Raw genomic sequence first — 26,361 nt, forward strand, 5'->3', positions numbered from 1 at the left:
TCCTAACGCACGTTCAAGCAGACGCTGAATAAACAAAACGCGGTTCCCAACGCGGGTACCTTAGGGGGCAAAGATATGTCCTCAGGTTAGTGCGAACGTCAAATGCGACCATCCTGATCTTCGCTGATCAAGCTGATTTTCCCGGCTCTGCCCGCAACCACCCGCACAACCGGTCACCAAACACGGAAATCCCCTTGTAGGTGAGTGTCTCGGCGGGGCAAGTCGTCAAAACTCCCAGCAAAATTCGCTGCTGCTCAGCGGTCAGATCCACCACTGGGCACTGCATGGTATGAATCGTAAAGACAATGTCCCCGGTTCTTTCCAAGCGAGAGAGCGTCTGTCGCTCAACTCGGAAATGGCAACGATGCCCCGCATTGTCGCACGTGATTTTTTCAGCCTCTCGTGCGAAGGAGGCTGAGTGTTTGGGCGACTGATCCCAACGCGCACTCGCCCGAACACCCCAGTTGGTGCGACTCACCGGCCGCCCGACTTTCAACCGATCCATTAACGTCCGAGTGCTCTCGGCCATCGCAGACGCGAAGCCAGGAACCGGGCCGTGGACTTCGCTCAGGGGCAAGCCGATTTTTTCCGCAATGGACCAACCGCTAGGGAAACAAACGACGCCCGCCATGACCGCAAAATCGTCTTCCCCTTGACAAATCACGATGTCTTCTTGAACGCCTATCGCTGCGGTCACGAAATCCGTGATCGGTTCGTCGGCCCTGTCGAGCAGGCTATCGCTCTGGTTTCGAATCCACCGGGTCGTTTCCACCACCGATTCAAGACACCCCGGCGTCAACGCGACGTAGTTCTGAGGATCGTCATTGATCAGTAACCGCTTTAGGATCACATGGTCTTCGAAGAACTCATCGTGAGCCAACAACGGTTCGTCGTCAGCGATCGCGCGGATACCGAATTGATGTTCAAAAACCGGTTTCTTGAGCGGGAAAATCATACGCTCAGTCTACACGATTGGCATTCGACACCCAGACCGACTAAACCAATTCCCAGCGACCCACTTTGTTGTCATTCAGGTCGATGTAGTACAACGCACCGTCGGGTCCTTGCGTGATATCCACCACGACGTTTGCTCCTGTGGTAAACACGCTGACGTCCTCAAAACTTCCGTCCGGGTTCACACTGGCATGCCGAACAATCCCCTGACCGAGGTCGTTGAAAAAGACATCCCCTTGGTACTTCGATCCGTACAACGCTCCGTCGTAAACATCACCCATGATGATCGCATTAATCCCGTCGGCTTGATGCGACAACGCGTAGACACCCGCCGTGACTGTCTCGTTTCTTAGAAGCCACGCCTGACCTTCCGGTGTATTGAGATACCCCGGCTGTGGTTCCAAGACTCCGTCGTTACGTCCTTCGTAGAATGGCCATCCAAAATTCGCACCAGGTCCGGCTGCGTTAATTTCCTCCCAACGAGTCCAACCGACGTCGCCGACGAACAATTGTCCGCTTGATTCGTCGACCGCAATCCGAAAAGGATTACGAAGTCCAAGCTGATACACCTTGCTGCGGTTCGCGTCTTCATCACCGTTAAAGAACGGATTATCACTGAGTCCTTTGCCGGTGATCGGGTCGATTCGCAACACTTTGCCCGACAAGCTGTCGATATCCTGCACACGGTCAGCACGCACGTCGACTCGGTTGTACGAGGCTCCATCACCGATCGACACGTACAGCGAACCATCCGGTGCAAACGCAAGCGAGCCGATTGAGTGAGATTCGCTATCGCTATTGATGAAATCTTCGATGTACGTACTGTCCGGATTCTCTCCCGCGGGCGGCTGAGTGAAGTCAAAAGTGCTGTTCACGAAACCATTGAAGTTGTCCCAAGTGCTGTTCTTGCCCAGTAGGATCACTTCGCTGCCCGCCACCGCAGTCGTGTAACCCGTTGCCGAATCAGCGGTCACTCGAATCAATCGCCCCGCACGGTTGCCGTTACCATCGGGTCCCGCTAGTGAACCAGCAGCCTGATTGAAGACCTCTGGTGGGTCATAGGTGAACAGCAGGTAAACGTACGGATGAGTATCAAAGTCTGGATGAACCGCAATGTCCAGCAACCCTCGATCTCGAGTCCCATTGACGATCGCGGAAATATCAATGAACGGTGACGAATTCAAATTTCCGTTTGTTGCCGTGCGGACCACTCCGTTCTGCTGCGCAACCAGCATGGTTCCCGTCGGTAACCAACTAACGGCCGTTGGTTGATGCAGATTCGTGAGCACGTCCACGGCGACCACGGTGTCGCCAATTTCCGTCGGAGGATCCAAAGGAGGTGCGGTCTGATCAAGCGTCCAATGTCGAATGAGATGCTGGTTAGTGAGTCCTCCCGTAGCCCCGGTAAACCCAAAATAGCCGCTCGAACCTACGGCCTGGGCCAAGTCAATCGTGGTTTTCATCAACGCTGATCGCGGCTTGGTCGCGTTTGACGAAAGGTACACGGACAAATTGTCACTCACCCCGTTGTAGTCGACCCATGCATAGATCCGATTGCCGTTGTTCAGATCCAGTTCGGGAATCGCAGTGCGAATGGAATTGACGGTCGTCCCATTCAAGATCGAAACATGATTCGCATTAACGTCGTAGGAACCGTTTTTGTAAGTGTCAAACTCCACCGCCACCGACTTGGTGATTCCATCGTAACCTAGCGATCCACCGCTGCTCCCTAACGCATCGAATCGGGATGGATCGTTTTGCACGACAAATGCAAACCCATCGGCGCCACTAGACGAACCATTAAGTTCGAAACTAAAAGAGGATCGGAACGACGCGTTTGAATCTAACGTCAACGCCTGATTAAAAAACGCACTTCCTACTTTGTTCAGCTCGTCCGTGGTTAGCTGCAGCGAGTTACCATTTCTCACTGCATCACCGTTCAGGTTCAATCCAACCACTGAATTAAAGTTGGCGTAGTTGGGCAGCAAGACTTCATCGTCCACGATCGTTACCGTCGCCGTGCGTGGCACTAACAATGTCGCTCCGCCGGTCACGTTGTCGATCGTTACGTTGAACTGCTCAGTCGATTCAACCGCTGAATCATTTAAGATGGGAACGACAATTGATTTGCGAATTTCACCATCCGCAAAGGTTATCGTACCGCTACGCTCGGAATAATCCTGTCCGGCAATTGCGGTCCCATTGACAGTCGCAAAGTCGACGGTGATCTGACCATCGCTGCCGTTGTTTCGAACCACGTCGATGCTAACTGTCCCAGCCGCTTCATCAATCGAAACGTTGCTGGTTTCCATCGAAATCACACCTGGCTCTACCGGCGCGGAATTCGCTGCATATTGGAAGTAGCCGTTGGTGTGCAGCATTTCGTCTTGCTTGAACCCTGGCGTAATACCGGCCCCGTCCCAAGTCCCCGTTGAATAGACGTCTGCGGCTTCCGTTTGGAACGTCGTTCCGTCGATCACAATCCGATCGATTCGTAGATTTCGGTCCACCAGGCCATTGTTTTCGTAGAGATCGTTGGTGAAACGCACTTGCACTTGGTCGGGGGTAACCACTTCGGAAGCGGTGTAGTCGTACTTCACAAATTGTCGGCCATATGCATTGCCACCAATGTTGTTGAACTCTGCTACTTGTGTGCCAGCGATCCACAACTGCATCGTCTCTGAATTCTCGTTCCCAGCAGCGTAAATTGAAATCTGGCTGCCCGAATTGGTAGGGCTTTCGGCATACTGGAAGTAGCCATTGGAATGTAGCGTTTCACTCTGGACGAATCCCGGGATAAGTGTGTCGCCGGTCCACGATGCATTGGAATAAACCGTGGGCGCCTCGGTTTCAAAAACTCGGCCGTCAATCGATATCGAGTCCACAACTAAGTTGCGATCAATCCCGTTTGCTTCATCATATAGATCGTTGCTGAACACGATGCGAACCTGATCGGCGGTTACGCCTGGCGCGCTGTTGTACGTGAACGTGTTAAATTGACGAGCATCAGGGTCGCCACCGATGTTGCCAAAGGTCTGGACCGTGACTCCGTCAATTTGCAACTGCATTTCTTCTTCACCCTCATTTCCCGCAGCGCGAATCGTGATGGGCAAAACAACATCAACTTGCGTGAGCGATTCAAGCGATGCCACCAGCGTTGATTCAATGCCGCCAGTGGTCCTTTCCAGATTCCAGTCACCGCCGTGAACTCGTGAACCGGTCCTATTCGTGGATCCTGCAATATCGGCACCGGTCAGTTGAGCCAACGTGTACATCAACTGCCCACCGACGTCACCAGACGCGACATCGCAACCATAGAGCAAGATATCTGCATCATCGGTCAAAGCACTTCGCCACTGCTTCAACTCGTTCGCGCGTGCATCCAACGTTTTCGTGTTAATGACTTGGCCGCCAAGCTGAAGCTCGCCAGCCTGTCCGTGCGAAATTACATGGACAGCGGACACTCGATGGTAACGCGACAGAACGCTTGTCATTTGGCGGATCGGATCGTTCGCCGAGTCGATTAAGACAACCTCGGCGCCCGCTTGGACCAACTCGATGAGTTCTGCACTTTCCGTAACTTCTGAATCGACGAATACAATCTGGGATTCGAGATCATGGTCCGAAGCCGTGGATTGCTCGCACACGCAAAGGCCGGCATCGGCCGCGAGCATCACTCGTGCTTCGAGCGGTGACAGTGACCAAGACTTGGGATAACGAGACGGTCGAGTCTGAGACGAAGGTTTAGCCCGAAGGCGGGAAGGAAGAATCGACATTTCTTGCAGCTAATCTAAGAAGGGCGGGTCAACGTGCCTCCATGCGACAGCTCGTGCAGGTGGGTAGTCCACTCCCCACACTAGGATAACCAATGAGCTTAAGCGATGTGAGGCGTCCAGTGGGTAGACGTTGAGGCCAAATTCGCTGGTTTTATACGCATTTCTGGATGCGACACAAATTCAGTGCTTCCACGATTTGCAATTGATGAGATCGCAAAATTGGGATTCAATAAGAGTTCACGAGCGTTGCGAAACGATCAATGCTGGTGACAAACATTCAATACTTTTCGATTGTTCCTCGACCAGACCTGGGCTCGCACCGCCGCGCCCTCCTCATGTCTTCTTCGAAACTTCGCCGCCAGATTGCCTTCGAGGCGGCACGTTTGATGCACTCGCGAGACGTTGCCGAGTACTACATCGCCAAGCAGAAAGCTGCTAAGCGACTTTGCAAAGGTTGGCTCAAGCCTTCCGACCTTCCCACGAATGCTGAGATTCGCGAGCAAGTTCAATCACTCTCGCGAATGCACGACGGATCTTTCCACACCGAACGCTTACTTACGATGCGAACCCGAGCACTTTGGTGGCTCGAGCAACTCTCTGAGTTTCATCCTAAATTGATCGGCAGTGTTTTGACGGGCCATGTACGCGAAGGCTCTGACGTTGACATCCACGTCTTTGCGTCGAATCCTCATTCCATTACTGTCAGATTGGATCACCTCGGTGCGTTTTATGAACTTCAACGCAAGCAGGTTATTAAGAATGGCGAACAACGAGTGTTCACTCATATTCACATTCGGGATGAATTCAAAATTGAATTGACGGTCTATCACCCATCGTTGTTGGGGCATCGTTTTCGCAGTTCCATCACTGGCAAACCTATCGAACGTGCGTCGTTGCCTCAGCTTAAGAAGCTGATTGAAATAGAACACCATCTGGACTCTGATTCACTGGCCAGGACGATTGACGATATCAGCAGTATGCCAGATCGTTTTGCAGTATTTCAATCACTGCTGGTCCCGCTAGAAAACGTCATTCAGAATCTTAAGTACCACCCCGAAGGTGATGCGCTCTTTCATTCGCTTCAGGTATTCGAGCATGCTCGCGATGCGATGCCTTACGACGAAGAATTTTTGCTCGCCGCGTTGCTGCATGATGTGGGCAAGGCGATTGACCCTCGCGACCATGTAGCCAGCGGGCTAGAAGCTCTCGACGGTTTCATATCCGAGCGTACCGCTTGGCTGATCGAGCACCACATGGAAAGCCATGCCATCGCCGATCGCACGATCGGAGCGAGGCGTCGACGCAGGCTCGCAGAAAACCGTTGGTTTGACGACTTAATCTTGCTTGGCGAATGCGATCGTGCTGGACGAGTGCCCGGTGCATTGACGTGTGAACTCGAGGAATCGCTGGACTATATCGAAAACATCGAACAAATGTTTGGATGAATCGACTCAGATCGTCCGGTCAGTTCTGCGGTCATGAATAATCGGGTAAACTGAGCAAGTCATCGTCGCTTGCTTCGTTATCGTTTTGCCGAAGTGGGAGAGCGATCTAGAGCATTTCCTCCATTCATGATCGGTTAGGTCCCCGCTTGCCAAGCGAAAGTCCATCGGCGCAGACGCGTCAAACGAACCGCCTCACACGAATGGGCTCACACTTTGTGTTTGTGGGTACCTTTGCAATGCTTGGGGGTGCGCTGCGAGGATTCAACCTGCTGCTGATATTGGCCGGTATTGTCGCGGGAACTTTGATCATGCATTGGCGGTGGTCAAGGCGATCCGTTGAGTCCATCTCGATTCGACGGCGATTGCCCTCGGAAGCGTTTGCCGGCGTTCCTTTTCGAGTGCGTTATCGCCTTCGCAACCACAGCCGATTCATGCCAGCCTGGATGATTCGCGTCAGCGATGAAATCTCTCACGTCGGCGGCACGGACACTACGACCGCGACATGCGCTGTCGGTGTGATCTCTGCCTCCACCACCACGCTGCCTCACTACGATGCAACGATCACGGCGCGTGGGTTGTACACGTTTGGCCCCATGAGTATTTCGACAACGTTTCCCTTTTCGTTGTTTCATTCTCGTCAAGTCGTTAGCTTTGAACAGCAGTTTTGCGTCTTCCCGGCTCTACTTTCACTCAAGGGTTCCTGGCAACGCCAATTGATTTCTCGATCGGGCGGAACCACAACAACTGCTAAACGCAGTGGTCAATCCGAAGGCGAATTCTTTGGTCTAAGGGAGTGGCAAACCGGCGATAGCCCCAAATGGATTCACTGGCGCACCACCGCTCGCTTGGATCAACCGGCCGTGCGGCAATTCGAACAGCAGCGACGTTTCGATATGTGCATTTTGGTGGATGCGTACCAGCAACGCAAAGTCAAACATCAAACCTCGCCAAACTCGGTAGCCGTCGAACGTGCGATAAGTCTTGCGGCAACGTTGCTGGTTCGCCTCGTCGGTTCACCATCCAACCGAATGATCTTGGCGGTTGCGGGCACCGAAGCGTCTGCGATTGTTGGAGGAGGAAGCAATATGGGAAAGCGGCGCATGCTCGAGACGCTTTCCTGTCTGAGTTCGTCACCGACGCCTGAACTTTGCAAAGCGATTGAATTGGCCAGCGACTTGGTTGGCAAGGCTCAGGACTTGATTGTGATCAGCCCCCGATCCTTAAAAGAGGCAACCGAAAGTAATTCGAACCTTCAAGAGATAATTGCACCTTGGGTGCGACGCGGATCCTTTCGCTGGATTGACACGAGTGACAAAGATCTCAACCGCTGGGTTTCGACTGAAAAGCCAAATGCGTCGTTATACGGCCACATGCCAACTGCCGCAGAAGTTCATCGGTTCGACGGTGAGCTTTCTTCACCCAACGCGGCCCCAACAATAGCCCCAACGACAAACTCGACAGCAAGCTCGATCGCGAGTTCGAAATCATGAGCATTCGAGCATTCTTTGGTAGCGATGTTGCCAGTGTCCCTGAACTGCACGTCTCTCAAAACATAGAGGGGTCCCAGCTTAATCGTGACCTACCCAATCGCGACGTCGCCAAGATCACCGGCCGACTTAACCTTGCCTTTGCAATTCTGACTTGCTTGGGAGGACTCGTTCTGGCTTCTGGTACCGAAGGCGATTTCGTTCCCATGATCGCGGTTTTCTTTGCGGTATTTGGGTTTCTGTTTGTTGATTGGTTGAAACTCTTTTCGTTGCCACCGATTGCTGCCTATGCGGCCATGGGTTTGGCCGCGTTGTACTGTGTTAGTGACTTTTTTGGCGGTGAAGCTCCCGGCAATCATCAGATGATCGCAGTCGCTCAATTGTTAGTGCTTGTCCAAGCCATCATGATGCTGCAAACCAAGACTCGCAGGATCTTTGAACAGTTGGGGGTGTTCTGTCTTTTAGAGTTGGTCGTTGCGGCAGTCTTTAACAATGCCATTCACTACGGCTTGCTACTGCTACCGATATGCGTCGTTGGCGGCTGGGCTTTAACGATGCTGGCATCCGTGTCGACTGTCGAAGGAATGTGCGACTCCGACTTCTTTCAATCTACCGATAGCAGTCCCAGCAAGTTGCCTAGTTTTCTTCGGGCTGCGGATCAAGACACAATTCACGTTAACGCTTCCGATGCGACCGCAGTGATCGCGAAGTCAGGTCTGCGACTTCCCAAGATCGTTTTGCTTGCTGTTGGTCCCGCGGTGGTATTGATTGCGACGATCTTTTTCTACGCCCTGCCACGGACCACGGAAGCCACACGGGCGAATAGCCCACGAAACGCATTGGTCGGATTCAATACCGAGATGAAGCTCGAACAAATCGGGCAGATGTCGCAAAACTCAGCGATCGCCGCTCAAATTCAACTGCGAGATCGCGCGACCGGTCTGCCGTATCAAGCCATCGGCGAACTCTACTTACGCGGCGCCGTGTTAGAGCGCTACCAAGCGCAATTTCACCCTGTTAGAAACACGGCCACCTGGACCTCGATCAGTGGAAGCACCATCGACTTGCCCGAAAAGTTACCTTCAGAGTACTTTCCGGCCCGCCCTTCGGATTCGAACTTCTACGACAATGTCTCGGTGCAAGTTTCGTGTGAGTCGTCAAAGAGTCCTGCGTTATTTGCAATCGCACCCTACTTTGAAGAACGAAGCACGGGCGACATCGTCCACTATCCTGATCAATGGACTCTATCTCGCGACGACGCCAATGCGTTTTGGTACGGTCGGGCCAACTACACATTCGGGACCCACGCGTTTCGTGCTGGCGTGCAAAACAGTTTGATTGGTCGCACGGAAGTCGAAATTCACGCCAACGAAATTGAACAAGTTTATCCCGAAGGATTGTATGAAGGAGAGAGTGAGCGTCTTCAAAACGAACGACGCAAACAACTGATCCGTCAACAGAAGCACGACAGCTACGTTAAAGAACTGGTCGATTTTAAAGAAGGCACGATGCCAACCGTCGAACGGATTGCGGACTCGTTCGTGTACGACGATCGGGGACGTCAAAGGAATTCACTTCAGTTAGCAAAGGCTTTGGAAGCCAATTTTGCGTTGTCCGGTGACTTCCAGTATTCACTAAATCTAGACGCAAAGTCGATGCCGGGAATGGATCCGATCGAGCAGTTCGTTTCAATCGACCGATCCGGGCATTGCCAGTACTATGCTTCGGCTCTGGCAATGATGCTTCGTAGCCAAGGTGTACCCGCTCGACTTGTCGTTGGTTATCGCACCGATGAGTTCAACGAATTGACGGGACGCTACGTCGCTCGCCAACTGCACGCTCACGCGTGGGTGGAAGCGTTGATTCCGGCTGACCAAATCGAGAGGACTCAAACGGTCTACGGACAACCTGATACGACCGAGTACTGGGTGCGGTTAGACCCAACTCCGGCCACGCGCGAGTCCAATGACGACAGCAGCGTGGGACAGGTGCTCGATTTGGCTCAAACGATGTGGGACGACTACGTAGTTGACATGGATGCCGAACGGCAAGAGTCAGCCATCGGTGCTGGTCCCACTGGCACTGCGATGCAGCAGTCGTACTCGCGATTGGTAGACCGGCTGAGCTCGATCATTAACTCGATCCGTGCTGACGAACTTGGCGGCGGATCGCTGGCCACTCGCAACCTTTTCTCGTGGCCAGCCGCCGTGATCGGGATTGCTTTGGCGATCGTCTCTCTAATCTTGATTCGATTGCGTCCACCGAATTGGCTTCGCCGGCGTAGCAACGACCGCACCGGTCAAGAAGCCCCGCTGCCGCAAATCGCCTTCTATCAACAAACGCTTCAACAGCTCAAACGGGTTGGTGTCACGCGAAAAACGAATCAAACTCCCCGCGAATTACGCTTACAAGCTACCGACCAATTGCAGCATCCGATGGTTCCATCGGTCGATTCCCCCCTGCAAGTACTCACGGACGCTTTCTACCGCATACGCTTTGGTTCCGAGCCGATTGATGCCAACCCAGCATCCTCCGCGCGAACGGACCTTGATAACCTCTCGCGTGTCGACGATGCTTCTGCAACGAATGCCCAGTCACGAACGAACGATAGGGACGCTGAACTTGAATCCAGCGTCGCCTTGGCGCTCAAGGATTTGTCTCGCAGCATTGACTTATTGGCGATTAGTGATCAGCAAAAACGCTAACAGCAACAACGATGAAAACAGCACCGGAGAATTTGCATTGATCGTGACCATTGATGGACCAGCGGGCGCAGGCAAAAGCAGTATTGCCCGCCAAGTGGCCCAAAGCATCGGCTTTGATTTCCTGGACACCGGGGCAATGTATCGGGCTGTCACGCTTGGCGCAATTCGTGAACAGATTGAATGGGACGACCTAGCCGGTTTGATCGCTTTTACTAAGAAGTCGCGAATTAACTTTGACTGCGATCGTGTCTTCTTAAACGATGTGGACGTCACGGAAGAAATTCGCTCGCCAACGGTCACCTCCGCGATTCGTTATCTCGCCGACGTTGCGGAAGTACGAGAAGAGCTGAGTAACCAGCAACGCATCTTTGCCGAGAATCGCAATCTTGTTACCGACGGGCGAGATCAAGGTACCGAAGTTTTCCCGAACGCAACCTGCAAGATTTTCTTGACGGCATCACCGGACGAACGAGCTCGACGCAGACAAGCACAATTACAACGTATCGGGCGATTCATGCCGCTGGACGAAATCCTTGCCGCTCAGCGCAAGCGAGACGCCGAAGATAAAGCGCGACCAATGGGCGCTCTGCGTCCTGCCGACGACGCCATTGTGGTCGACAGTGATGGAATGACCACCGATGAAGTGCTTCGAAAAGTTCTGCAGATTATCCAGCAAGTGATGCAGTCACAATCGGCAGCCCAACAATGAGGCGTCTCTTGTACTAGCGCGTCTTAGGTAGACCCAAGCCAAGTAAAACCACGACCTGCCCCACACTGCTAGCCATACCACACTGCAAGCGAACTCAACATTAGTTAGTGCGCCTCGAGCCAATTCTTGCCGAAGCCCATTTCCACTTCGATTGGCACTTTCATCTCTAAGGTATTTTTCATCGCCCGTTCAATCACGGGCATCACCTCACTCTGCTCGGAATTGAGCATGTCAAAGACGATTTCATCGTGCACCGTTAGCACCATTTTGGTTTGAAAGCCGCCTTCTTGAAGCGCTTCATGTACCCGAATCATCGCCAGCTTCAACATGTCAGCCGCAGTACCCTGAATCGGACTGTTCATCGCTAAGCGTTCCGCTGCCGCGACCGATCCACGACTGCGTGAATTGATATCTCGCAAGTACCGGCGGCGGCCCGTGACCGTCGCGACGTACCCATGCTCCTTAGCAAACGCGATCGTTCGATCGATGTAGTCTTGAACGCCTGGATACTTTTCAAAGTAGTTTTTGATCAACTCACTTGCTTCGTTCCGTGGAATATTCAAACGCTGCTGCAGTCCAAACGCCGAAATTCCATAGATAATCCCGAAGTTCACGGTCTTAGCCTTCGCTCGCATTTCACGAGTTACGTCTTCTGGTTCTACCTTGTAGACCTTCGCCGCGGTAACCGTGTGAATGTCTTCGTTGTTTTGAAACGCGGACATCATTCCCTCATCACCACTTAGCTCCGCCATGACGCGAAGTTCAATCTGAGAATAATCAGCACTCAAGATCGCATGATCCTCGTCGCGAGGAACAAACGCGGCTCGGATTTCGCGGCCACGTTCCTTTCGAACCGGAATTGTTTGCAGGTTGGGATTATTGGACTGCATCCGACCAGTCGCGGTCCACGATTGACTGTAGTGCGTGTGGACGCGTAGCGTTTCTGGATTAACGGACAAAGGCAGTTGATCAACGTAGGTCGATTTTAACTTTCTTGCATTCCGATAATTCAAGACATCAGCAACGATTTCATGCCGGCTAGAAAGCCTCTCAAGTTCAGCTTCGCGAGTCGAATACTGGCCGGTTGCCGTCTTCTTCGGGTTCTCTTCGAGTTGCAACTCTTCGTACAAGACGATGCCGAGTTGCTTTGGTGAGTCGATATTGAATTGATGACCTACCTGAGCAAATATCCTTGCCTGTAGATCTTCGATTTCTTTATCCAGCAGCTTGGAATACTTGGCCAAGGCATCGGTATCTAAACGGATACCTTCGTATTCCATGTCGACTAACACTGGCGTCAACGGGCATTCCACTTCGTAGCACACTTTGCTGACGCCTCGCTCTTCGATATCAGGCACAATTGCAGCAGCAACTTGCAAAGTCACATCAGCATCTTCGCACGCGTACTCAGCGAGCTTGGCAAGCGGCACGTCCCGCATGTTCTTTTGCTCAGGCCCCTTCGGCCCAATCAGCTCTTCTGTCGCAATCGGCTTGTATCCCAGATAAAGTCCCGATAAGTAATCCAAGCCATGCCGCATCTCTGGCTCTTTCATCGAATGAGCAAGCATGGTGTCAAACAACTCACCCTGAACCGTAACGCCGTGCCATTTCAGGACGGACAAATCGTACTTCAAATTGTGACCGATCTTCTTGATGGAATGCGATTCAAAGAACGGGCGGAACTCATCCAGGATCGCTATTGCTTCTGACTTGCTCCCATCTTCGTCGCCTTCATTCACAACGACATAGAAAGCTTCGTGGTGCGCAAAAGAAAACGCCAACCCCAACAGCGAAGCCGTGCGCGGATCCAAGCCAGTCGTTTCCGTGTCGAAGCAAACACTTCCTTGTTTCATCAATCGTTGAAGCAGTTCCTTGCGCTGTTCGGGCGTCTCGATCGTGTGATAGGAATGCTTAACATCGCGTATTGTCTTTTCATCAACGGGTTCGTCGAACAAAGTCGCCTGAATCTCGGTTTCCCGTTTCTCGCGAACGACCTGAGCACGATTGGTGGCCGACGAAAACGACTTGCCAAAAATCTTTTTACCCAGCGTGTCGAATTCAAGCTCCATGAACAACTCTTTCAGCTCCTTCGTCTCGTGCGGCTTGCGAGTAAACGTGCTGATATCAAGCGAATGCGGAACGTCCAACTGAATGGTCACCAGTCGCTTAGATAGCTCGGCGAGTTCTCGGTTTTCCTCCACGCGTTCGCGTTGCTTGCCCTTCAGTTCACCGCTGTGCGCTATCAGGTTCTCTACGCTTCCATATTGTGCGATTAGCTTCTGAGCCGTTTTCGGACCGATCCCCGGTATCCCTGGAATGTTGTCACTCGAATCTCCCATCAATCCGAGAATATCAATCACTTGATCAACACGCTCGATGTCCCAGTTCGCAAGCACTTCCGGCACGCCCAAGATTTCAACCTCACCACCTTTTCGTCCAGGCTTGTAAATAACGACGTTCTCTTCAACAAGCTGATGGTAGTCCTTGTCCGGAGTAACCATGAACACGCGGTAACCAAGCTTTGCGGCTTGATGAGCCAACGTGCCAATGATGTCGTCGGCTTCGTAACCGGGCATTTTGATTGCCGTGATTTGCATGGCCTCGAAAAGGCGATCGATGTACGGTTTCTGAGCCGACATATCCTCGGGCATCGCGTCCCGCTGTGCTTTGTATTCGGGATAGTCGATGTGCCGCTGAGTTGGCTCGGGTGTATCAAAGGCAACTGCGATATGTGTCGGCTGTTCGCGAGCAATCATGTCCATGACGGTGTTCGCCATCCCGAACACGCCCGAAGTGCACAATCCGCCAGAGGTGTATCGGTGGCTACGGATCAGAGCAAAATGTGCTCGATAGAAAAGAGCCATGCCATCAAGAAGGAACAGCTTTTGCGTTTCAGGGAACAGTTCAGCAGGTTGCGTTGCCATGAATGCGAGCAGAGTGCGAGAAGACGGACAAGAAAGACGAAACCGCAGAGCTTAAAGCGAGGGCCGCTCACTCGAAAGCCATCAAGTTCGCATTCCGGAATTTGCTACTTTCCGGCGACGTACTCAAGCTGAATTTGCGTGTTGGGAAGTTTCGCCTGCAACCGCTCGACACCCTCGGCCGTCACTTGGGTCCGAGTCACGATCAAATCGTCCAATTGTGTCAACGGTTCCAAACTAGCCAATCCTTCGTCGGTGATGGACGTCGAGCCAAGATGCAGAAACTTCAAATTGGTCAATTTCGAAAGTGCCGGCAGACCAGCATCGGAAAGCTTTGTGTTGTCTAAATTGAGCCACGTCAGCTTCGACAACTTGGCCAACGATTCAATTCCACGGTCATTCACTGGCACGCCGTACAAATTGAGATGATCAAGACCAGAAAGTTCCGCGATCGAACCAAGCGAAGCATCCGACAACTCTTCACATTCGCTGACGTCCAACGACTGAAGATTGCTAAGACTTGTCAGGGATGCGATTCCAACATCAGTGACCTCAGTCCCCGAGATGCGAAGTTTCCTGAGTTCAGCAAACGTGGAAATCGCTTTCGCTGCGTCATCGTTGATCTTTGTCTTAGCGAGATAGAGCTCGCTTAACTTTTTCATAGGCAGCAAGTGCCCGACGCCCTGCTCAGAAATCGGCAACAGATCAAGTGCCAAGACTTTCAAATTTGACAGCGATGTCAGATGTGCCAATCCGTCGTCTGTCACAGTTGCAAGATCATCCTTACCGCTCAACCGGACCGCCTTTAATGTCGTAGCGTGATCGGCGAGCAACGTTAGATCGTCGTTAGTGACAGGTCGACCGCGGAAGTCAACTTCCACGACCTTGCCGCCACCATCACGCCTGACCTTGCTCGCGATTGTTTCAAGCTCCGCTCCCTCAGGCGACTCTGAATCGGTCGGCGCATCGGTTGAGGCCTGGGTCGGCGCCTCAACTTGCGAGGCTGTTTCTGTGACCTCTGACTGAGACGAACAGCCGATCGCCGCAATGCACAAGAAAACGACTAGAGCGAGCAATTCATAACGACGCAACGGTTTGGCATTCATGATCGGTTTCCAGGGGTTAGGGAAACCGTAAGGATTGCTAAGTTGCCAGTGCCGTCAACATGGCGTGATCAATCTTCTTTCGTTGATCAGAGTTTTCGTTGATTTCGTGCCAATAAGATACCGTTTCGTCCTCCGGTTCCCAGCACAATCGGATCGGGCGTCGATTTAGCATGGCGGGAAAATCCACGTGCCCATCAAACGGATCTTTTGTTTCCACTCCGAGCGAGCGAAGTTCCTGCAGACACGCGTTCAACCGATCCTCATCGGCTCGCAACGATCGACGCATGTCGGACAACTCGTCCTCGTACTCGGGCTGGCTGATCGTTTCGGGAAGCTTGTCAACGACCTTCAACTGCTTCCGCTGAGCATCAATTGTCTCGCGCAACTTCAACAGATCCCTGACCACACTGCGGACAAATGGCAACGTCTGCGTGGCAGCCGAAGGCGTGTAAATGGGATGACTGGAGGTCACTGGACCTGATTCATCATTGTCAATTGCGCGAACCATAAACGAATTTGCTTCCTAAGGAATGAATCGAATAGACGATCAAAAGCCGACGCGTCCGAAAAGCGTCCGCTTCATGTTCTACGGTAAGACGCGATAAATCGCCCAAAGTTCAACGCCAATTTCCGACGCATCTTATAAGGTGCACGTCCGAATACTATGCGTGTCGAGAGTGCATGAAAACCGCAAATAGACGGAATTCAAGGCACACTGTCGAGGGGACTCTTTCTAGCCGCGCGTGCCAATAATAGGATCGAAGGGTCAGAATTCCCGATCTGTCAAGTCGAGTTTCCTTGACTCTTTGTTTTTTTGACCTAGAGTTGAGGAGTTAGGAACGGCGAACTGCAAGGAAATGGTTCGCGGCAACCGGTCTACGAAGCGATGGAGCAAGGAATTTTGGGTCCAGCTTGACAGCTTGGTCCTCTTGCGAGGCATCGGATAGTAGGCACGCAATTTTGAAAACTCAGGGCCGGTTAACGAGGACGGACATGTTAGTACTATCAAGAAAAAAGAACGAAAGCATCGTGATCAACAACGACATTAAGATCGTTGTGGTCGAAATTCGCGGCGACAAAGTGCGTCTGGGCGTCGAAGCGCCCCGTGAAGTGCCGGTGCATCGCCGCGAGGTGTATGACGCGATTCAGCGTGCAGCACAATCTGATGATGCGCCCATCGAGTCCTAACCAGACTTCTTTTGACAGTGCGTTTCGTCGTCATCGGACACTCGTTTCCGCGTTCGACCATCGATCGCGTGAATAATTTTGGCAAATGAATCGGTTTTTATTGGCCGTTGAACTCTGCTGATCCCAGGGCACTCACCATTTTGTGAGTGCCTTTTGCTTTGATACACCGCATTTCTGCTTTTTATGCGTTGAAGTCGAACCGTTTTGAGGAAGTGTGCGGTTCCTATCGGGCGAACCCTTGACGAAGTTTGCCCGTCTTCGTAAAAACCCTACTCACGCGACGGAAACCATGCCGATGGCATTTTCAGCAGTGTGAAAAACAGCGCTTCCGAGCACTGAATAGTTAGACGGCCCCTTCGTCTAGCGGTCTAGGACACCGCCCTTTCACGGCGGCGACACGGGTTCGAGTCCCGTAGGGGTCAATTTTTCAACCGTCACGCGGAGTCTACAGCGGTCTGGAGCGGACATTTCTAAGTTTGTTTTAGATCGTTTCGCTGAGTTTTTAGCATCGCGTGGGTCAGATTTCGGGTCAGTAACTTTCGAATTGTGAAGATGCTGGCCTGTTGCTTTAGCGACATGCTTGTCAGTGACTTGTAGATAGTGCTTCTTAGCAGTTTTGGAATCGTGTCCCATCCACGCATCCACAACGTGAGCGGGATGAGCATCTTCCAATTCCGTGCGTCTAGTGCTTCGGAGATTGTTGAATAGCCGAGGCCATCTTGCTACGCCAGCTCTTTCAATGATCTTGGCCATGGTCGTCGAGAGATTGACATCCACCCCGTGTGGATACACGAGGCGACCATCGCTAACCTCCATGATCCGTTCGGTCAGATCCATCTGTGCAAGCAGAATTGGGCGGATTTCCGGGAAGATGGGACAATACCGGATCCCAGTCTTGGGTGATCTGATCCGCATCTGCCCCTTGTCGAGCAGTATGTCTTCGAGCGAGAGTCTGGTTATTTCGCTTGGGCACCGCATTCCGGCGTATCTAGCCAAGACAAAGATCAGCTTCCATTGAAGCGTGGGACATTTTTTTAGTATTGCCTGAGAATCCTCCTCGGTGACGAACCACTGCCGATCCGCGTTTGATTCGTCCCCTCCTTTGAGCACTTCGAAAGGGTTCGTATGGATCAATTCAATCTGGACAGCTTCCTTGAAAAGCTGCTTAGCTCGCTTGGAATGTTTTGACACAGTTGAAGGCGCCATTGGTCTAGCTACCAACCAACGTCGCCAAGCAACAGCGTCTGCCGGCTTGAGCTTTGTGACAAGCTTGTCAACACCAAACTTCTCGATCAGCAACCGTTTGACCTGCCGGAAGTTCTCCTTCGTAGACTCCGCGATATCCGCGCGAGCGTTGATGTAGTGGTCACACCACGCTTCGATCGTGCGTATCTTTTTGAAGTCTACGCCTATCACACCATCGATGACTCCCGCGTATTGCAACTTCAACCGAATCTTGGGATCTAGTTCACGTTGCCACTGTGCTAGTTCAGGCCGAATAGAAACTGCGAACTGCTTAGCCTGAACTAGATCCTCTAGATTCCGGCGAAACAGCTCCGCATCTCGCTTCGATCGCTTAGAGATCCGTATCGTCTTTTCTTCTCCCGCAAGCTGAAACCGAATCCGCCAGCTCCAACTCTTGTCGTTGTATTTCTCTTTGTATAGGGAAGCCATCATCGCTCCGTAGGGTACAGGTAAGAATTTTCTTAGCTAAATTTGCGAAGAACTAGGTTGGGCTTCTTTTCGCAAATGGCAATGCGCAGCCAAAACCATCACATTGGAAGACCATGCCGGTGTGGGCTCTGGAATAACCCGTAGCCGACTACTTGGGTCCCCTCGATCTAACCGGAAACTTTCGAATTCGTTGGCGACCATCGCTTCATCTACGCAGGTCGCTTTCACACGTCTCTCTGTGAGAACACTCAACACCAACACCGCCGTTCCTTCACTTTACCGATTTCAAATTGCCTTACAAATCACATTTCGTTGTTAAACACCGTGACACAGGAATACAGGGAGCTAAAAAAGATCGCGATGCTGGTGAAGCATCGCGATCTTGTTTCCTTAACCGCTAGTTCGCGATTGAGGTTTTCTTTAGCGTATCGATGAGAGAACTTGCCTCGACAATGGATAGTCGTTCAGGCGACTCCACTTGGAACCGTGACCGCAACTCGCTCGCCAATGCAATCCCGTGCTTCAACGCAATTGTCTTGATGGCACGAATCTGCTTCTCTGTCGCTGGACGACAAGCTTTCGATTTTGAACCGGACGGGCGAACTGGCGACGGGGAATTTGTTCTATTGGATTTCACCGCCACCTGCGAACTCAGTTGATCGTCGATGCTGCGTCGGCATCGAGCAAACGCTTGGCGGATCCTCTGTTCAATAACCGTTGCGTCGTCCATTTCGCGGTCGTCGAGTGTGACCTCGACGACACAGCTCGCGCCGATACTGCCGAAATTGGGTTGGCCGATCTTCTGTTGCAGTCCGACTGTGATGGATTGCATTTTCATCGAGATTCCTTGATTGAGATGGGAGAGATTGCGTGCCGGGTTTTAAAACCCGGCACGCAAGACAGGGCATGTGAAGCTCAGCGACTTGGCGATAGCCAATGTCGCGTGAGCCAATCGACCTCCGCGGCCAGAGCCAGGGATCGAATCGAAAAGGGACCGAGAACCGGTCCTCCAACGGGAGATAAGTCTGCTGTCCAGCACCCGTCCTCGGTCGGCTCCACATGAGAGCCGCGAACGATGCACGGTGTCCCGAGTGAGTGCACGTCGATCGACTCGTCGTAGATCATTCGCACTTCACCCACCGTTGTGATCACGACATCCATGGACGTCACCGTGACCTCCGCAGGATGCTGCGACGTGGACGATCGGTCATCCAACCATCCAGCGACGCCTCGACCCGCGTCAATTGACTAGCGACCTTCTGACGAAGCTCCGTACGATCCCGCAGGTCCTGAGGAGCCACACCGCTGATGATTTGGCGAGCATCGTCCACCAAGCGATCAAGGCCTTCGTCACTGCGGATGTTCAAGTGCTGGAACCGATCGAAGAACTCCCGCAAATTCGTCAGCGCCGAATCACGAAACACCTTCGGCGATCCATCCGCCTCACCGCTAAGACGTTCAGCCAAATGACTGACCATCTGTGATAGTTCATCCGCGAAGGCCTGTTCGGCAAGCCGCACCGCTTCATCGAAGCGAGTCTGCACGCGGGCACACTCGCTGTAGTAAAGCTGCGGACTTACTCGAAGCAGGTACTCCGGTGGTTCATTGCTGGGATAGTCCCATTCAATGCCAAACTGTTCATGCAGTTCAGCGGCATAGTCGCTAGGGTCGAACAGATCTCCCAGACGCTCTCGCGCTTGGTCAATCATTTCATCGTAGTGACGTTCAAGCTGCTCGACCGCTTCGGCAAGCTCTCGTTGAACCGAAGTCATGTGAACATCGAAAGCGGCAACGTCGCTTCTTCGAATTAGCCGCATACCGGGTTCCACATACGGAAGCGTGTGGTTCTTCCAGTAATCGGCTGCCTGCTTACGAACCGCTGTCGCGGCACGAAACGCAGGGTGACGCGTGTCAAGCAACTTCTTAGACGCCGAAACCGACTTGATGTCGGCATCAAAGGTACCAGCCGCTTGCCGCGTTTGATCTTGGCTCAGCGTCTTGCGAACACCGGGCCAGTGGATCTTCAGCCGAACGGCCGTCGTCTCGGCTTGCAATCGCTCACCGATTGAAGTCGAGTGATCTTCGGATGTGAAGCCAGTGGCAGTGGAGGCTTCGGTAGCAGGGGAAGGGGAAAGGGTATCAAGAGTCATGGTTGAGTTTCCTAAAGTAGAAGTTAAATAGGGATCAACGAAAAACGCCTCGCCGGATTACTTACCGGCGAGGCGTTTCGTTGAGAGAACAGAGAGGATCAAACTCACGGCGAACCGGAGTCATGGCTGGGGTCGACAAGCTTTCGCTCACCAACCGGTTTCGCTAGCCTTGCAGGACCAGGCTAAGTGTCACGATCATCGCAGCGATCGGTTTCGTCAGCACGATAGAACTCCTGATTGACGAGTCGTTGGATAATCGCTTCCAGACCCACGCGTTGTCGACGCAGTTGCCGCACCGTCATGGCGCTGACCGCGAGCGAAAACGATAGGATCAAACAAACGAACATGAGAAGATTCAAAACGGGGATCTCCTTGAACGAAAAGAGCCCGGCTGCCAATGACAACCGGGCTTGGGAAGAAAGGAAAAGGAACCCTCGATCAGTTGACCGAAGGCTTCGTTGAAACCGAGCGACGCCGCTTCGGGTTCGCTTGGGTGCGATAAACTCCGGCGTGGTCTGCTGACAAGCACCGTCCATCGGCCCACTGACGCAGACGTTCAACCGACTCGGCCGACGTCACCGCAATCGGTACGATGTTGTCGGCCGCTTGCGTCAGCGAGACATCCAGCAGCGATGCCAACCGGCAACACGACTTGATCTCCGCACCGGTCCACTGGTCGTCCGCGGGCTTGGGATCAGAAGGATCCAGCCCGAAACGATCCAAGTACAACGTCCAAATCGCATCCTTCTGCTCGCGACCGGGCAAGTCGACGAAGAACACTCCATCGAATCGCTCGGCCCGACTGAACTCCGGAGGCAATCGCCGAACATCGTTCGCTGTGCAGACAACAAACACGTCCGAAGTGTGATCGTTGAGCCAAGACAAGAACGTGCCAAACATCCGGGAGGACACGCCACTGTCGTTGCCACCGCTGCCCGCACCGGAGAACGCTTTCTCGACTTCGTCGATCATCAGCACACAAGGCGCCATTGCATCGACGATGGCTAGTGCTTGGCGAGTCCGCTCTTCAGACTGGCCAACGAGGGACCCCATCAGGCTCCCGACATCCAATGTCAGCACTGGGCGACCGACTTCATTGCCCACGCACTTGCAGAACTCGCTCTTGCCACAGCCCGGGGGCGAAAGCAGCATCACTCCGCGAGCACGCGGCTGACCTTCGCCACGACCATGACGCACCATGGACCGGCGAGTGAACGCTTTGAGTGACTCTAAACCACCTAGCGAATCAAAAGTCTGTCCACCACGATGCAGTTGCAGCAATCCCGATTTCTTCACTGCCTGAATCTTGAGTTCCCAGATCGAGTCGGGAGTGAGTCGTCCGTCGCGAACCAGCGATAAGCTAAACGCCCCCTCGGCTTCATATCGCGACAGACCCGCCGCCGCGTCAAGAACGGCGTCGAGTTCACGACCTTCGGGCAATTCACCTGCTTCAGTCGCAATGCCGCTGGCGATCTCTGAAAGCTGGTTGCGGTCGGGCAAGGCATGCTCGATCACAATGAACAGCTTCTCAAGCTCCGGCGGCAGGTCAACCTTCGGACTCAGGATCACAACGAACGTGCGTTGCTGTTTTCCCTCGTTGACGGCGCGGCTGATCGCTTGCACGATTTCAGCCGAACCCAAGAACCGGTGAAAGTTCTGTAGCACTAGCAGCGTTGGCGTCTCGGACGACGACATTGCTCCGAGTGTCCGCAAGGCGGCCAAAGGATCCTGCGCTTCGACTTCGCTCGCTGCACCACTGGCGTGGCTGAGTCCGCAGTCGATATCCCAGGTCGCTAGTTGCCAATTTTCTTCCCTGCACATCTCTGAAAGCTCAGCGATGGCGTCGGTGTGTTCGAACGACTCGATCCAAATGCCTGAGAAGCAGGCCCGAACCAACTCGTTCATTCGATTTAATAATTTCATCAGTGAATGTCCTCCTCGGACAAAATGAAGTGTTCAATGAAAAAGCCCGGTCAGCGTGCTAAGACGACTGCCGGGCTTGTTGTGAATCGCGGACTTCGGTTTGAAAGAACTCCGCAGAGAGCTTTTCTTGTTGGCGAAGCCCCAAGGCTTGCTCAAGAAACTGGCTTGCCTGCCGGCACTGTTCACCGGCAAACCCGTTGGTCTCGATCCGCGAAGCACCCTCGGGTGAGACGATCACGTCAATCGTTTTCACGAGACACCTCCGGCGACGAGCGAAACCTTGATCGAACCGTCCGCGAGTGACTGCTCGGAAACCGAGTAACCCTTCCGACGGGCTTCGATCTTGGTCTTCTCGACCGCGTAGGCCTGCAAGAATTCATCGAGTCGTTCTTGCTTGCCCCAGTGGCCTTGGTAGTTGTCAAACTTGGAGTCACCCGTAGTGATGTTGAACACCACCGGATACCTCCAACCTGACAATTGCACACCGAGACCGGTCACGGTCTCGGCGAACAGCTTCACTTCGCCTTCAACGGGAGCATCAAGCCCCAATCGAACGCACCCTGCCCGAACTGCCGAAGCGTCACGGACTTGGGTTTTGATTTGCACTACGTGCGACATCGGTACCTCCCACTTGGTGGAGAAAAAGAGAATCGCGGTAGCTAACTAGCCACCGTCATCTACATGTAGCGCAGAACGACCAGAAATTTAGTTGCGAGCAGGGCCACCCTAGATACTGTTGATATTCAACATCCATCACTCAACCATGCCGTCACTTATGGAATAACTTGATGCCGCCTAAGGGTGTGCATGCGTGCTGCACGGAACCGCGCGGCAGTCATTGCAAGCTAGTAGCCGGGGAACGTTGTGCCCGCCATACAGAAGCCATCTGGGAGGTCAACAGTGACTAGCCGCACGACCGTGCCTCTGGCTAGCCGGCGGTTGTAAAAGGCCTTGAAGTAGCTGAGCGACCCACGTCTTGATGTGAACGCCCGCCATTTCCGACGTGGTCTCGGCTCGTACCTTGCTGTGCCTTCCCTTCGCTAGCGTCGCTCCAACCCGGCTGCGAAGGACACCGGGACTCGCAGGCTTACCCCCCTTCGCGACGTTCTCCGCCGGGCGGAATCGTGCCACCGGGCTGGTTCATGAGGGGGCTTCCAGGCCGCCGTGCGCTGCGATCGCTTGTCCATGCTCGAAGTGTGCGAGGTAACTCTCACTTCGCTGCGCTCGTTCGCACCTCGCTAGCGCTCGCAAGGCTCTTCGCAGCGCTCATCGTGGCTCGCCTATCGGCTCGGAGCGTACGCGGTCGTCCAGGATGGCGGCATCGTGCCGAAGATTGCGACGACTTCGTGTCGTCGCTGCTGTAATTTCATGCATACTGAAAACCGAAAACCTAGCCTGACCCTCGCGAAGCGTTTCCCGTTGCGATGTGACAACCGTCGACGGCGGCGAAACGTTCGGGTTGAGGAAACGGCCACGGATGGGCAGTTGCTTCATCCGATCTCGCAAGCGATCGCCGCGACGATCCAGATTCATCAGGAAGCATCGTTCGACGATCTTATTGTCTGTGGCGATCATCGTCGTCATCCGACTCGGGTGATCCGTCTGAGAATTTTCTCTGGAACTTTCGGATCGCTGTGTGGACGAGAGACATGGCGATGACGCGGGTGAACCTTCCATGGGGCATGCCTCTTAATTGGGCTTCTTCGAGTAACCATTCCGTGATTGTGTCGACGTTGCGAAGACACCCTTCGACGCCCCAATCGTTCATCGTGTCGACGCGAGTTTCGAAGTTGCACTTTTTCCCCCGGCTTGGCGAACCACGCGAGCATCTTCTTGAGTTCGTTTCCAGGGCCAGGCCGGTAGTCCGCAATCTTGAGCGTCGCGGGCAACTCGTCGCGGTCGGGCATGTAGTTGGCGAGCATTGCGGACAGTTTGCCCACGTCGCGTTTGCGTCTTCGTTTGTTGACCAGTACCATGCCGTGACGACGTTGATTGCACGCGGATTGGTTTCGTTTTGGCAAGCTTTGCAAGCGGCCGGTGACGTGCGGACTTTGCAGCCCGCCATGCCGGCGGCGACTTCGCACTGGTTGTCGGGCGTGAGGTGCGGGCAGTGGATCATGACAACATGGATTCCGAAGAACGGATACACTCACATCTGTACGAGCAACACACAACGGTGACCGACTATGAAATCTTTGAGGCCCTTCGTTGGCTGCGCTGACTTTGCTGTGTCAAAATCTTTTTATTCAGCGATGGGCTTTGAGGAAGTTGTCATATCGCCGGACATGTCGTTGTTCCGATTACCTGGCAGGTTGGCTTTCTACTTGCAGGATGCTTATGTGAAAGACTGGGTCGACAACACGATGTTGTTCCTGGAAGTCGAGGACTTAGACCAACATCACACGGAAACCGTCGCCTTGAACCTTCCTTCTCAGTTCAAAGGCGTTCGCGTCAGCGGGATCCGAACGGAAGAATGGGGGCGTGAGTACTTCATTCACGATCCGTCCGGTGTGCTTTGGCATGTCGGAACGTTTGTGTAGGTCTGGCCTCACACATCGCGACGCAAAGACGGTGACCACTTCGCCGTCGTAAGAACCGCTGCTGGACGGAGGATCGCCGGCGTCTTCGCAGTCGCTGTCTTGTCGTTGCCAACTGAGATTCAATGCTGGCGATCCCGACGCCTGGGCCGGAGTGTTATCAACGCGTTCGAATGCAAAGCGTTAACGGTCGGCGTGGGTCTCGACAGTTGCCTTTTTCGGTGGCACCATTGGCCCAGTTGCGACGCGAATGTCTCCAAGGTCATACGCCTTGCCGGGAAAGACCGAGAGCGTGCTCTTAAAGGCGGTGTGGTTGCCCTCGTACCACATCAAATATTTTGACCAACAGGGAACTTTCACCTCAATTCGACCTTCGTCGTCGGTCTTGATCGTTTTGAGTCGGCGGAGATGCTTTTCGTTGGGCCGCACTGACAAATAGATCGAATCCGATTTCAATGGACGCCCTGAGAGGTCGAACAGACGAGCCTTGATCGTGGCCAGCGGCAGCAGTTGCACCGATCCATTGAGTTCTGCCAGCAGTCGATCATCGAGGCGCACGACTTTGCCGATGGTATTCGCGACGTTGCGAACGACGATGGTTCGTTTTCGATGCTCAGTAATTGGACCTAGCGAAAACTCGTCCGTCGATTCGTATTGCTTCAGCGTCTCTCCATCTTCTGGTGTTAGGCCGAGCACTGTAAAGTTCTCGACCGACTGGCGTTTTTCGTCGATGACTTTCAAGCGAATGGTTTCCGCTTGGCGATTTTCGTCCGCGTAGGACCTTGGATCTTCGATCACGGCATCAATCCAGTCGTTGTGCGATGAAACTCGCACTGCGACTCCGATTTCACCGTATGAGTAGGCGGAACCCTTACGGTCGGAACGGCCCGAATCGACTCCGCCGAAGAAAATGCCAGCCAACAACAGTTCTCCATCCTGCTCGATGAATAAACCGCCGCCGCTGTCGCCATCAGTCGCTGAATACTCCAAATCAGTTGGGTGCTCGTCTCCCATCATGTTGAGATCACCGCCAGCGGGGCCATCGAAGTCGTACATTAGCGTCCTGTCCGAAAACAGACTGTACGCGGATTGATCGCCAATCGTGTCGATGACATTCGTACCGGCTAGACGCTCCTGAATAAGAGGACGGCGAAGTCCTTCCTGGCCATCGCCGATTAGACCATTCCCGACGCACCAAACCGTTTTTCCAACCTCATCGTTGACTCGGTACCGAATGGCCGGCTCAATCTCATTGATCGGCCGATCCAGTTGAACAATAGCAAGATCGTTTCCGTTGAAGTGCCACCGATCGCGGGCCGATTCTTGATATCCCTTCAGATGAATCACTCGGACGCCCTTGCGAGCTTGATCGCCAAAGTGCCACGCGTGCTCTTCCGCTTCGGCACTGTTTGCCACGTGGGCGCATGTCAATACCAGGCTGGGGTCAATCAGGATTCCGGACGCTTGCTTTTCGCCGCCATTGAACTTGACCCATCCGGCACATGCCAGTCGCGGGTTGGCCGCTGCTTTGCGATACTGGTCGATGTCGCGATCGTGCCGAAACGTCCCCGCGGCGGCAGGCGAAGCGATCGTTAGAAGTGCGGTAAAAATGAGTGTCAGTGGCCGGGTCATTTGAGATCTCGCTCTATTGCGAAGGGTGAGTTGAGACTCGGTAGTCGAGCCCCTCGCGAACAGATACAGAGGATTGTTCGTTTTGTAACGCACATCTCTAAAAGTTTTTTTCCCAAGAATACTTCGTTACGAGCCAAAACGGATCCTGTATTCA

22 protein-coding genes and 1 tRNA gene are annotated in these 26,361 nt (G+C 53.4%); 8 read left to right on the forward strand and 15 right to left on the reverse strand.

Annotated elements, in window-relative coordinates:
* Window positions 1–127: 127 nt before the first annotated feature.
* A complete protein-coding gene (locus Pla22_RS19685) occupies window positions 128–955 on the reverse strand; it encodes a heme-dependent oxidative N-demethylase family protein (protein WP_146516434.1) in 828 nt (275 codons plus the stop codon).
* 40 nt (window positions 956–995) lie between these two features.
* A complete protein-coding gene (locus Pla22_RS19690) occupies window positions 996–4,730 on the reverse strand; it encodes a DUF4347 domain-containing protein (protein ID WP_207310418.1) in 3,735 nt (1,244 codons plus the stop codon).
* Between the two features lie 335 nt (window positions 4,731–5,065).
* On the opposite strand from Pla22_RS19690, the gene Pla22_RS19695 reads away from it, so the two are divergent.
* The 4 genes from Pla22_RS19695 (at window position 5,066) to cmk (ending at window position 11,076) form a co-directional block, all read left to right on the forward strand.
* The gene (locus Pla22_RS19695) at window positions 5,066–6,175 is read left to right on the forward strand and encodes an HD domain-containing protein (RefSeq protein WP_146516435.1); all 1,110 of its coding nucleotides are present in this window, start codon (window positions 5,066–5,068) and stop codon (window positions 6,173–6,175) included.
* A gap of 200 nt (window positions 6,176–6,375) precedes the next feature.
* On the forward strand, window positions 6,376–7,665 hold the full coding sequence (locus Pla22_RS19700; RefSeq protein WP_146516436.1) for a DUF58 domain-containing protein: 1,290 nt from the start codon (window positions 6,376–6,378) through the stop codon (window positions 7,663–7,665).
* A complete protein-coding gene (locus Pla22_RS19705) occupies window positions 7,662–10,367 on the forward strand; it encodes a transglutaminase TgpA family protein (protein ID WP_146516437.1) in 2,706 nt (901 codons plus the stop codon). Before Pla22_RS19700 ends, Pla22_RS19705 begins: the two co-directional genes overlap by 4 nt.
* On the forward strand, window positions 10,348–11,076 hold the full coding sequence (gene cmk / locus Pla22_RS19710; RefSeq protein ID WP_390620286.1) for a (d)CMP kinase: 729 nt from the start codon (window positions 10,348–10,350) through the stop codon (window positions 11,074–11,076). Before Pla22_RS19705 ends, cmk begins: the two co-directional genes overlap by 20 nt.
* Window positions 11,077–11,180: 104 nt before the next feature.
* On the opposite strand, the gene polA is transcribed toward cmk, so the two are convergent.
* The 3 genes from polA to Pla22_RS19725 all read right to left on the reverse strand — a co-directional run bounded on the left by polA (window position 11,181) and on the right by Pla22_RS19725 (window position 15,611).
* Complete coding sequence (gene polA, locus Pla22_RS19715; RefSeq protein WP_146516438.1) at window positions 11,181–14,000, reverse strand: DNA polymerase I; 2,820 nt, start codon at window positions 13,998–14,000, stop codon at window positions 11,181–11,183.
* 104 nt (window positions 14,001–14,104) lie between these two features.
* Window positions 14,105–15,103: a leucine-rich repeat domain-containing protein gene (locus Pla22_RS19720; RefSeq protein WP_146516439.1), complete on the reverse strand. Its 999-nt coding sequence runs from the start codon at window positions 15,101–15,103 to the stop codon at window positions 14,105–14,107.
* A 37-nt stretch (window positions 15,104–15,140) separates the two neighbouring features.
* Window positions 15,141–15,611 carry a DUF2203 domain-containing protein gene (locus Pla22_RS19725; RefSeq protein WP_146516440.1) on the reverse strand — a complete coding sequence of 157 codons (471 nt, stop codon included), beginning with the start codon at window positions 15,609–15,611 and terminating at the stop codon, window positions 15,141–15,143.
* A 485-nt stretch (window positions 15,612–16,096) separates the two neighbouring features.
* On the opposite strand from Pla22_RS19725, the gene csrA reads away from it, so the two are divergent.
* Both csrA and Pla22_RS19735 read left to right on the forward strand, forming a co-directional pair.
* The gene (csrA, locus tag Pla22_RS19730; RefSeq protein WP_146516441.1) at window positions 16,097–16,291 is read left to right on the forward strand and encodes a carbon storage regulator CsrA; all 195 of its coding nucleotides are present in this window, start codon (window positions 16,097–16,099) and stop codon (window positions 16,289–16,291) included.
* Between the two features lie 349 nt (window positions 16,292–16,640).
* Window positions 16,641–16,713 (forward strand) — tRNA-Glu (locus tag Pla22_RS19735).
* Here Pla22_RS19735 and Pla22_RS26005 read toward each other — a convergent pair.
* The 9 genes from Pla22_RS26005 to Pla22_RS19775 form a co-directional block, all read right to left on the reverse strand.
* Complete coding sequence (locus Pla22_RS26005; RefSeq protein ID WP_146516635.1) at window positions 16,676–17,968, reverse strand: tyrosine-type recombinase/integrase; 1,293 nt, start codon at window positions 17,966–17,968, stop codon at window positions 16,676–16,678. The genes Pla22_RS19735 and Pla22_RS26005 overlap by 38 nt on opposite strands.
* Window positions 17,969–18,362: 394 nt before the next feature.
* Window positions 18,363–18,803 carry a hypothetical protein gene (locus Pla22_RS19745; protein WP_146516442.1) on the reverse strand — a complete coding sequence of 147 codons (441 nt, stop codon included), beginning with the start codon at window positions 18,801–18,803 and terminating at the stop codon, window positions 18,363–18,365.
* A 77-nt stretch (window positions 18,804–18,880) separates the two neighbouring features.
* Complete coding sequence (locus tag Pla22_RS19750; protein WP_146516637.1) at window positions 18,881–19,126, reverse strand: hypothetical protein; 246 nt, start codon at window positions 19,124–19,126, stop codon at window positions 18,881–18,883.
* A gap of 5 nt (window positions 19,127–19,131) precedes the next feature.
* Window positions 19,132–20,115 (reverse strand): hypothetical protein, encoded by a 984-nt coding sequence (locus tag Pla22_RS19755; RefSeq protein WP_242632174.1) that lies wholly within the window; start codon window positions 20,113–20,115, stop codon window positions 19,132–19,134.
* A gap of 182 nt (window positions 20,116–20,297) precedes the next feature.
* Window positions 20,298–20,474 carry a hypothetical protein gene (locus tag Pla22_RS25365; protein WP_165440759.1) on the reverse strand — a complete coding sequence of 59 codons (177 nt, stop codon included), beginning with the start codon at window positions 20,472–20,474 and terminating at the stop codon, window positions 20,298–20,300.
* 79 nt (window positions 20,475–20,553) lie between these two features.
* Window positions 20,554–22,038: an AAA family ATPase gene (locus Pla22_RS19760; RefSeq protein WP_146516443.1), complete on the reverse strand. Its 1,485-nt coding sequence runs from the start codon at window positions 22,036–22,038 to the stop codon at window positions 20,554–20,556.
* Between the two features lie 58 nt (window positions 22,039–22,096).
* Window positions 22,097–22,291, reverse strand: a complete 195-nt coding sequence (locus tag Pla22_RS19765) for a DUF2997 domain-containing protein (protein ID WP_146516444.1) — start codon at window positions 22,289–22,291, stop codon at window positions 22,097–22,099.
* A complete protein-coding gene (locus tag Pla22_RS19770) occupies window positions 22,288–22,656 on the reverse strand; it encodes a hypothetical protein (RefSeq protein WP_146516445.1) in 369 nt (122 codons plus the stop codon). The genes Pla22_RS19765 and Pla22_RS19770 overlap by 4 nt, the downstream gene beginning before the upstream one ends.
* 648 nt (window positions 22,657–23,304) lie before the next feature.
* A complete protein-coding gene (locus tag Pla22_RS19775) occupies window positions 23,305–23,613 on the reverse strand; it encodes a hypothetical protein (protein ID WP_146516446.1) in 309 nt (102 codons plus the stop codon).
* Between the two features lie 194 nt (window positions 23,614–23,807).
* Between Pla22_RS19775 and Pla22_RS25370 the strand changes: the two genes are divergently transcribed.
* Entirely contained in the window at window positions 23,808–24,218 is a 411-nt protein-coding gene (locus Pla22_RS25370) for a hypothetical protein (RefSeq protein WP_165440760.1), read from the forward strand.
* Window positions 24,219–24,266: 48 nt separating this feature from the next.
* A complete protein-coding gene (locus Pla22_RS19785; RefSeq protein WP_207310419.1) occupies window positions 24,267–24,578 on the forward strand; it encodes a VOC family protein in 312 nt (103 codons plus the stop codon).
* Between the two features lie 180 nt (window positions 24,579–24,758).
* Here Pla22_RS19785 and Pla22_RS19790 read toward each other — a convergent pair whose 3' ends face one another.
* On the reverse strand, window positions 24,759–26,207 hold the full coding sequence (locus Pla22_RS19790; RefSeq protein ID WP_146516448.1) for a trypsin-like serine protease: 1,449 nt from the start codon (window positions 26,205–26,207) through the stop codon (window positions 24,759–24,761).
* Between the last annotated feature and the right edge of the window lie 154 nt (window positions 26,208–26,361).

The organism is Rubripirellula amarantea, from assembly GCF_007859865.1.
Classification (GTDB): domain Bacteria; phylum Planctomycetota; class Planctomycetia; order Pirellulales; family Pirellulaceae; genus Rubripirellula; species Rubripirellula amarantea.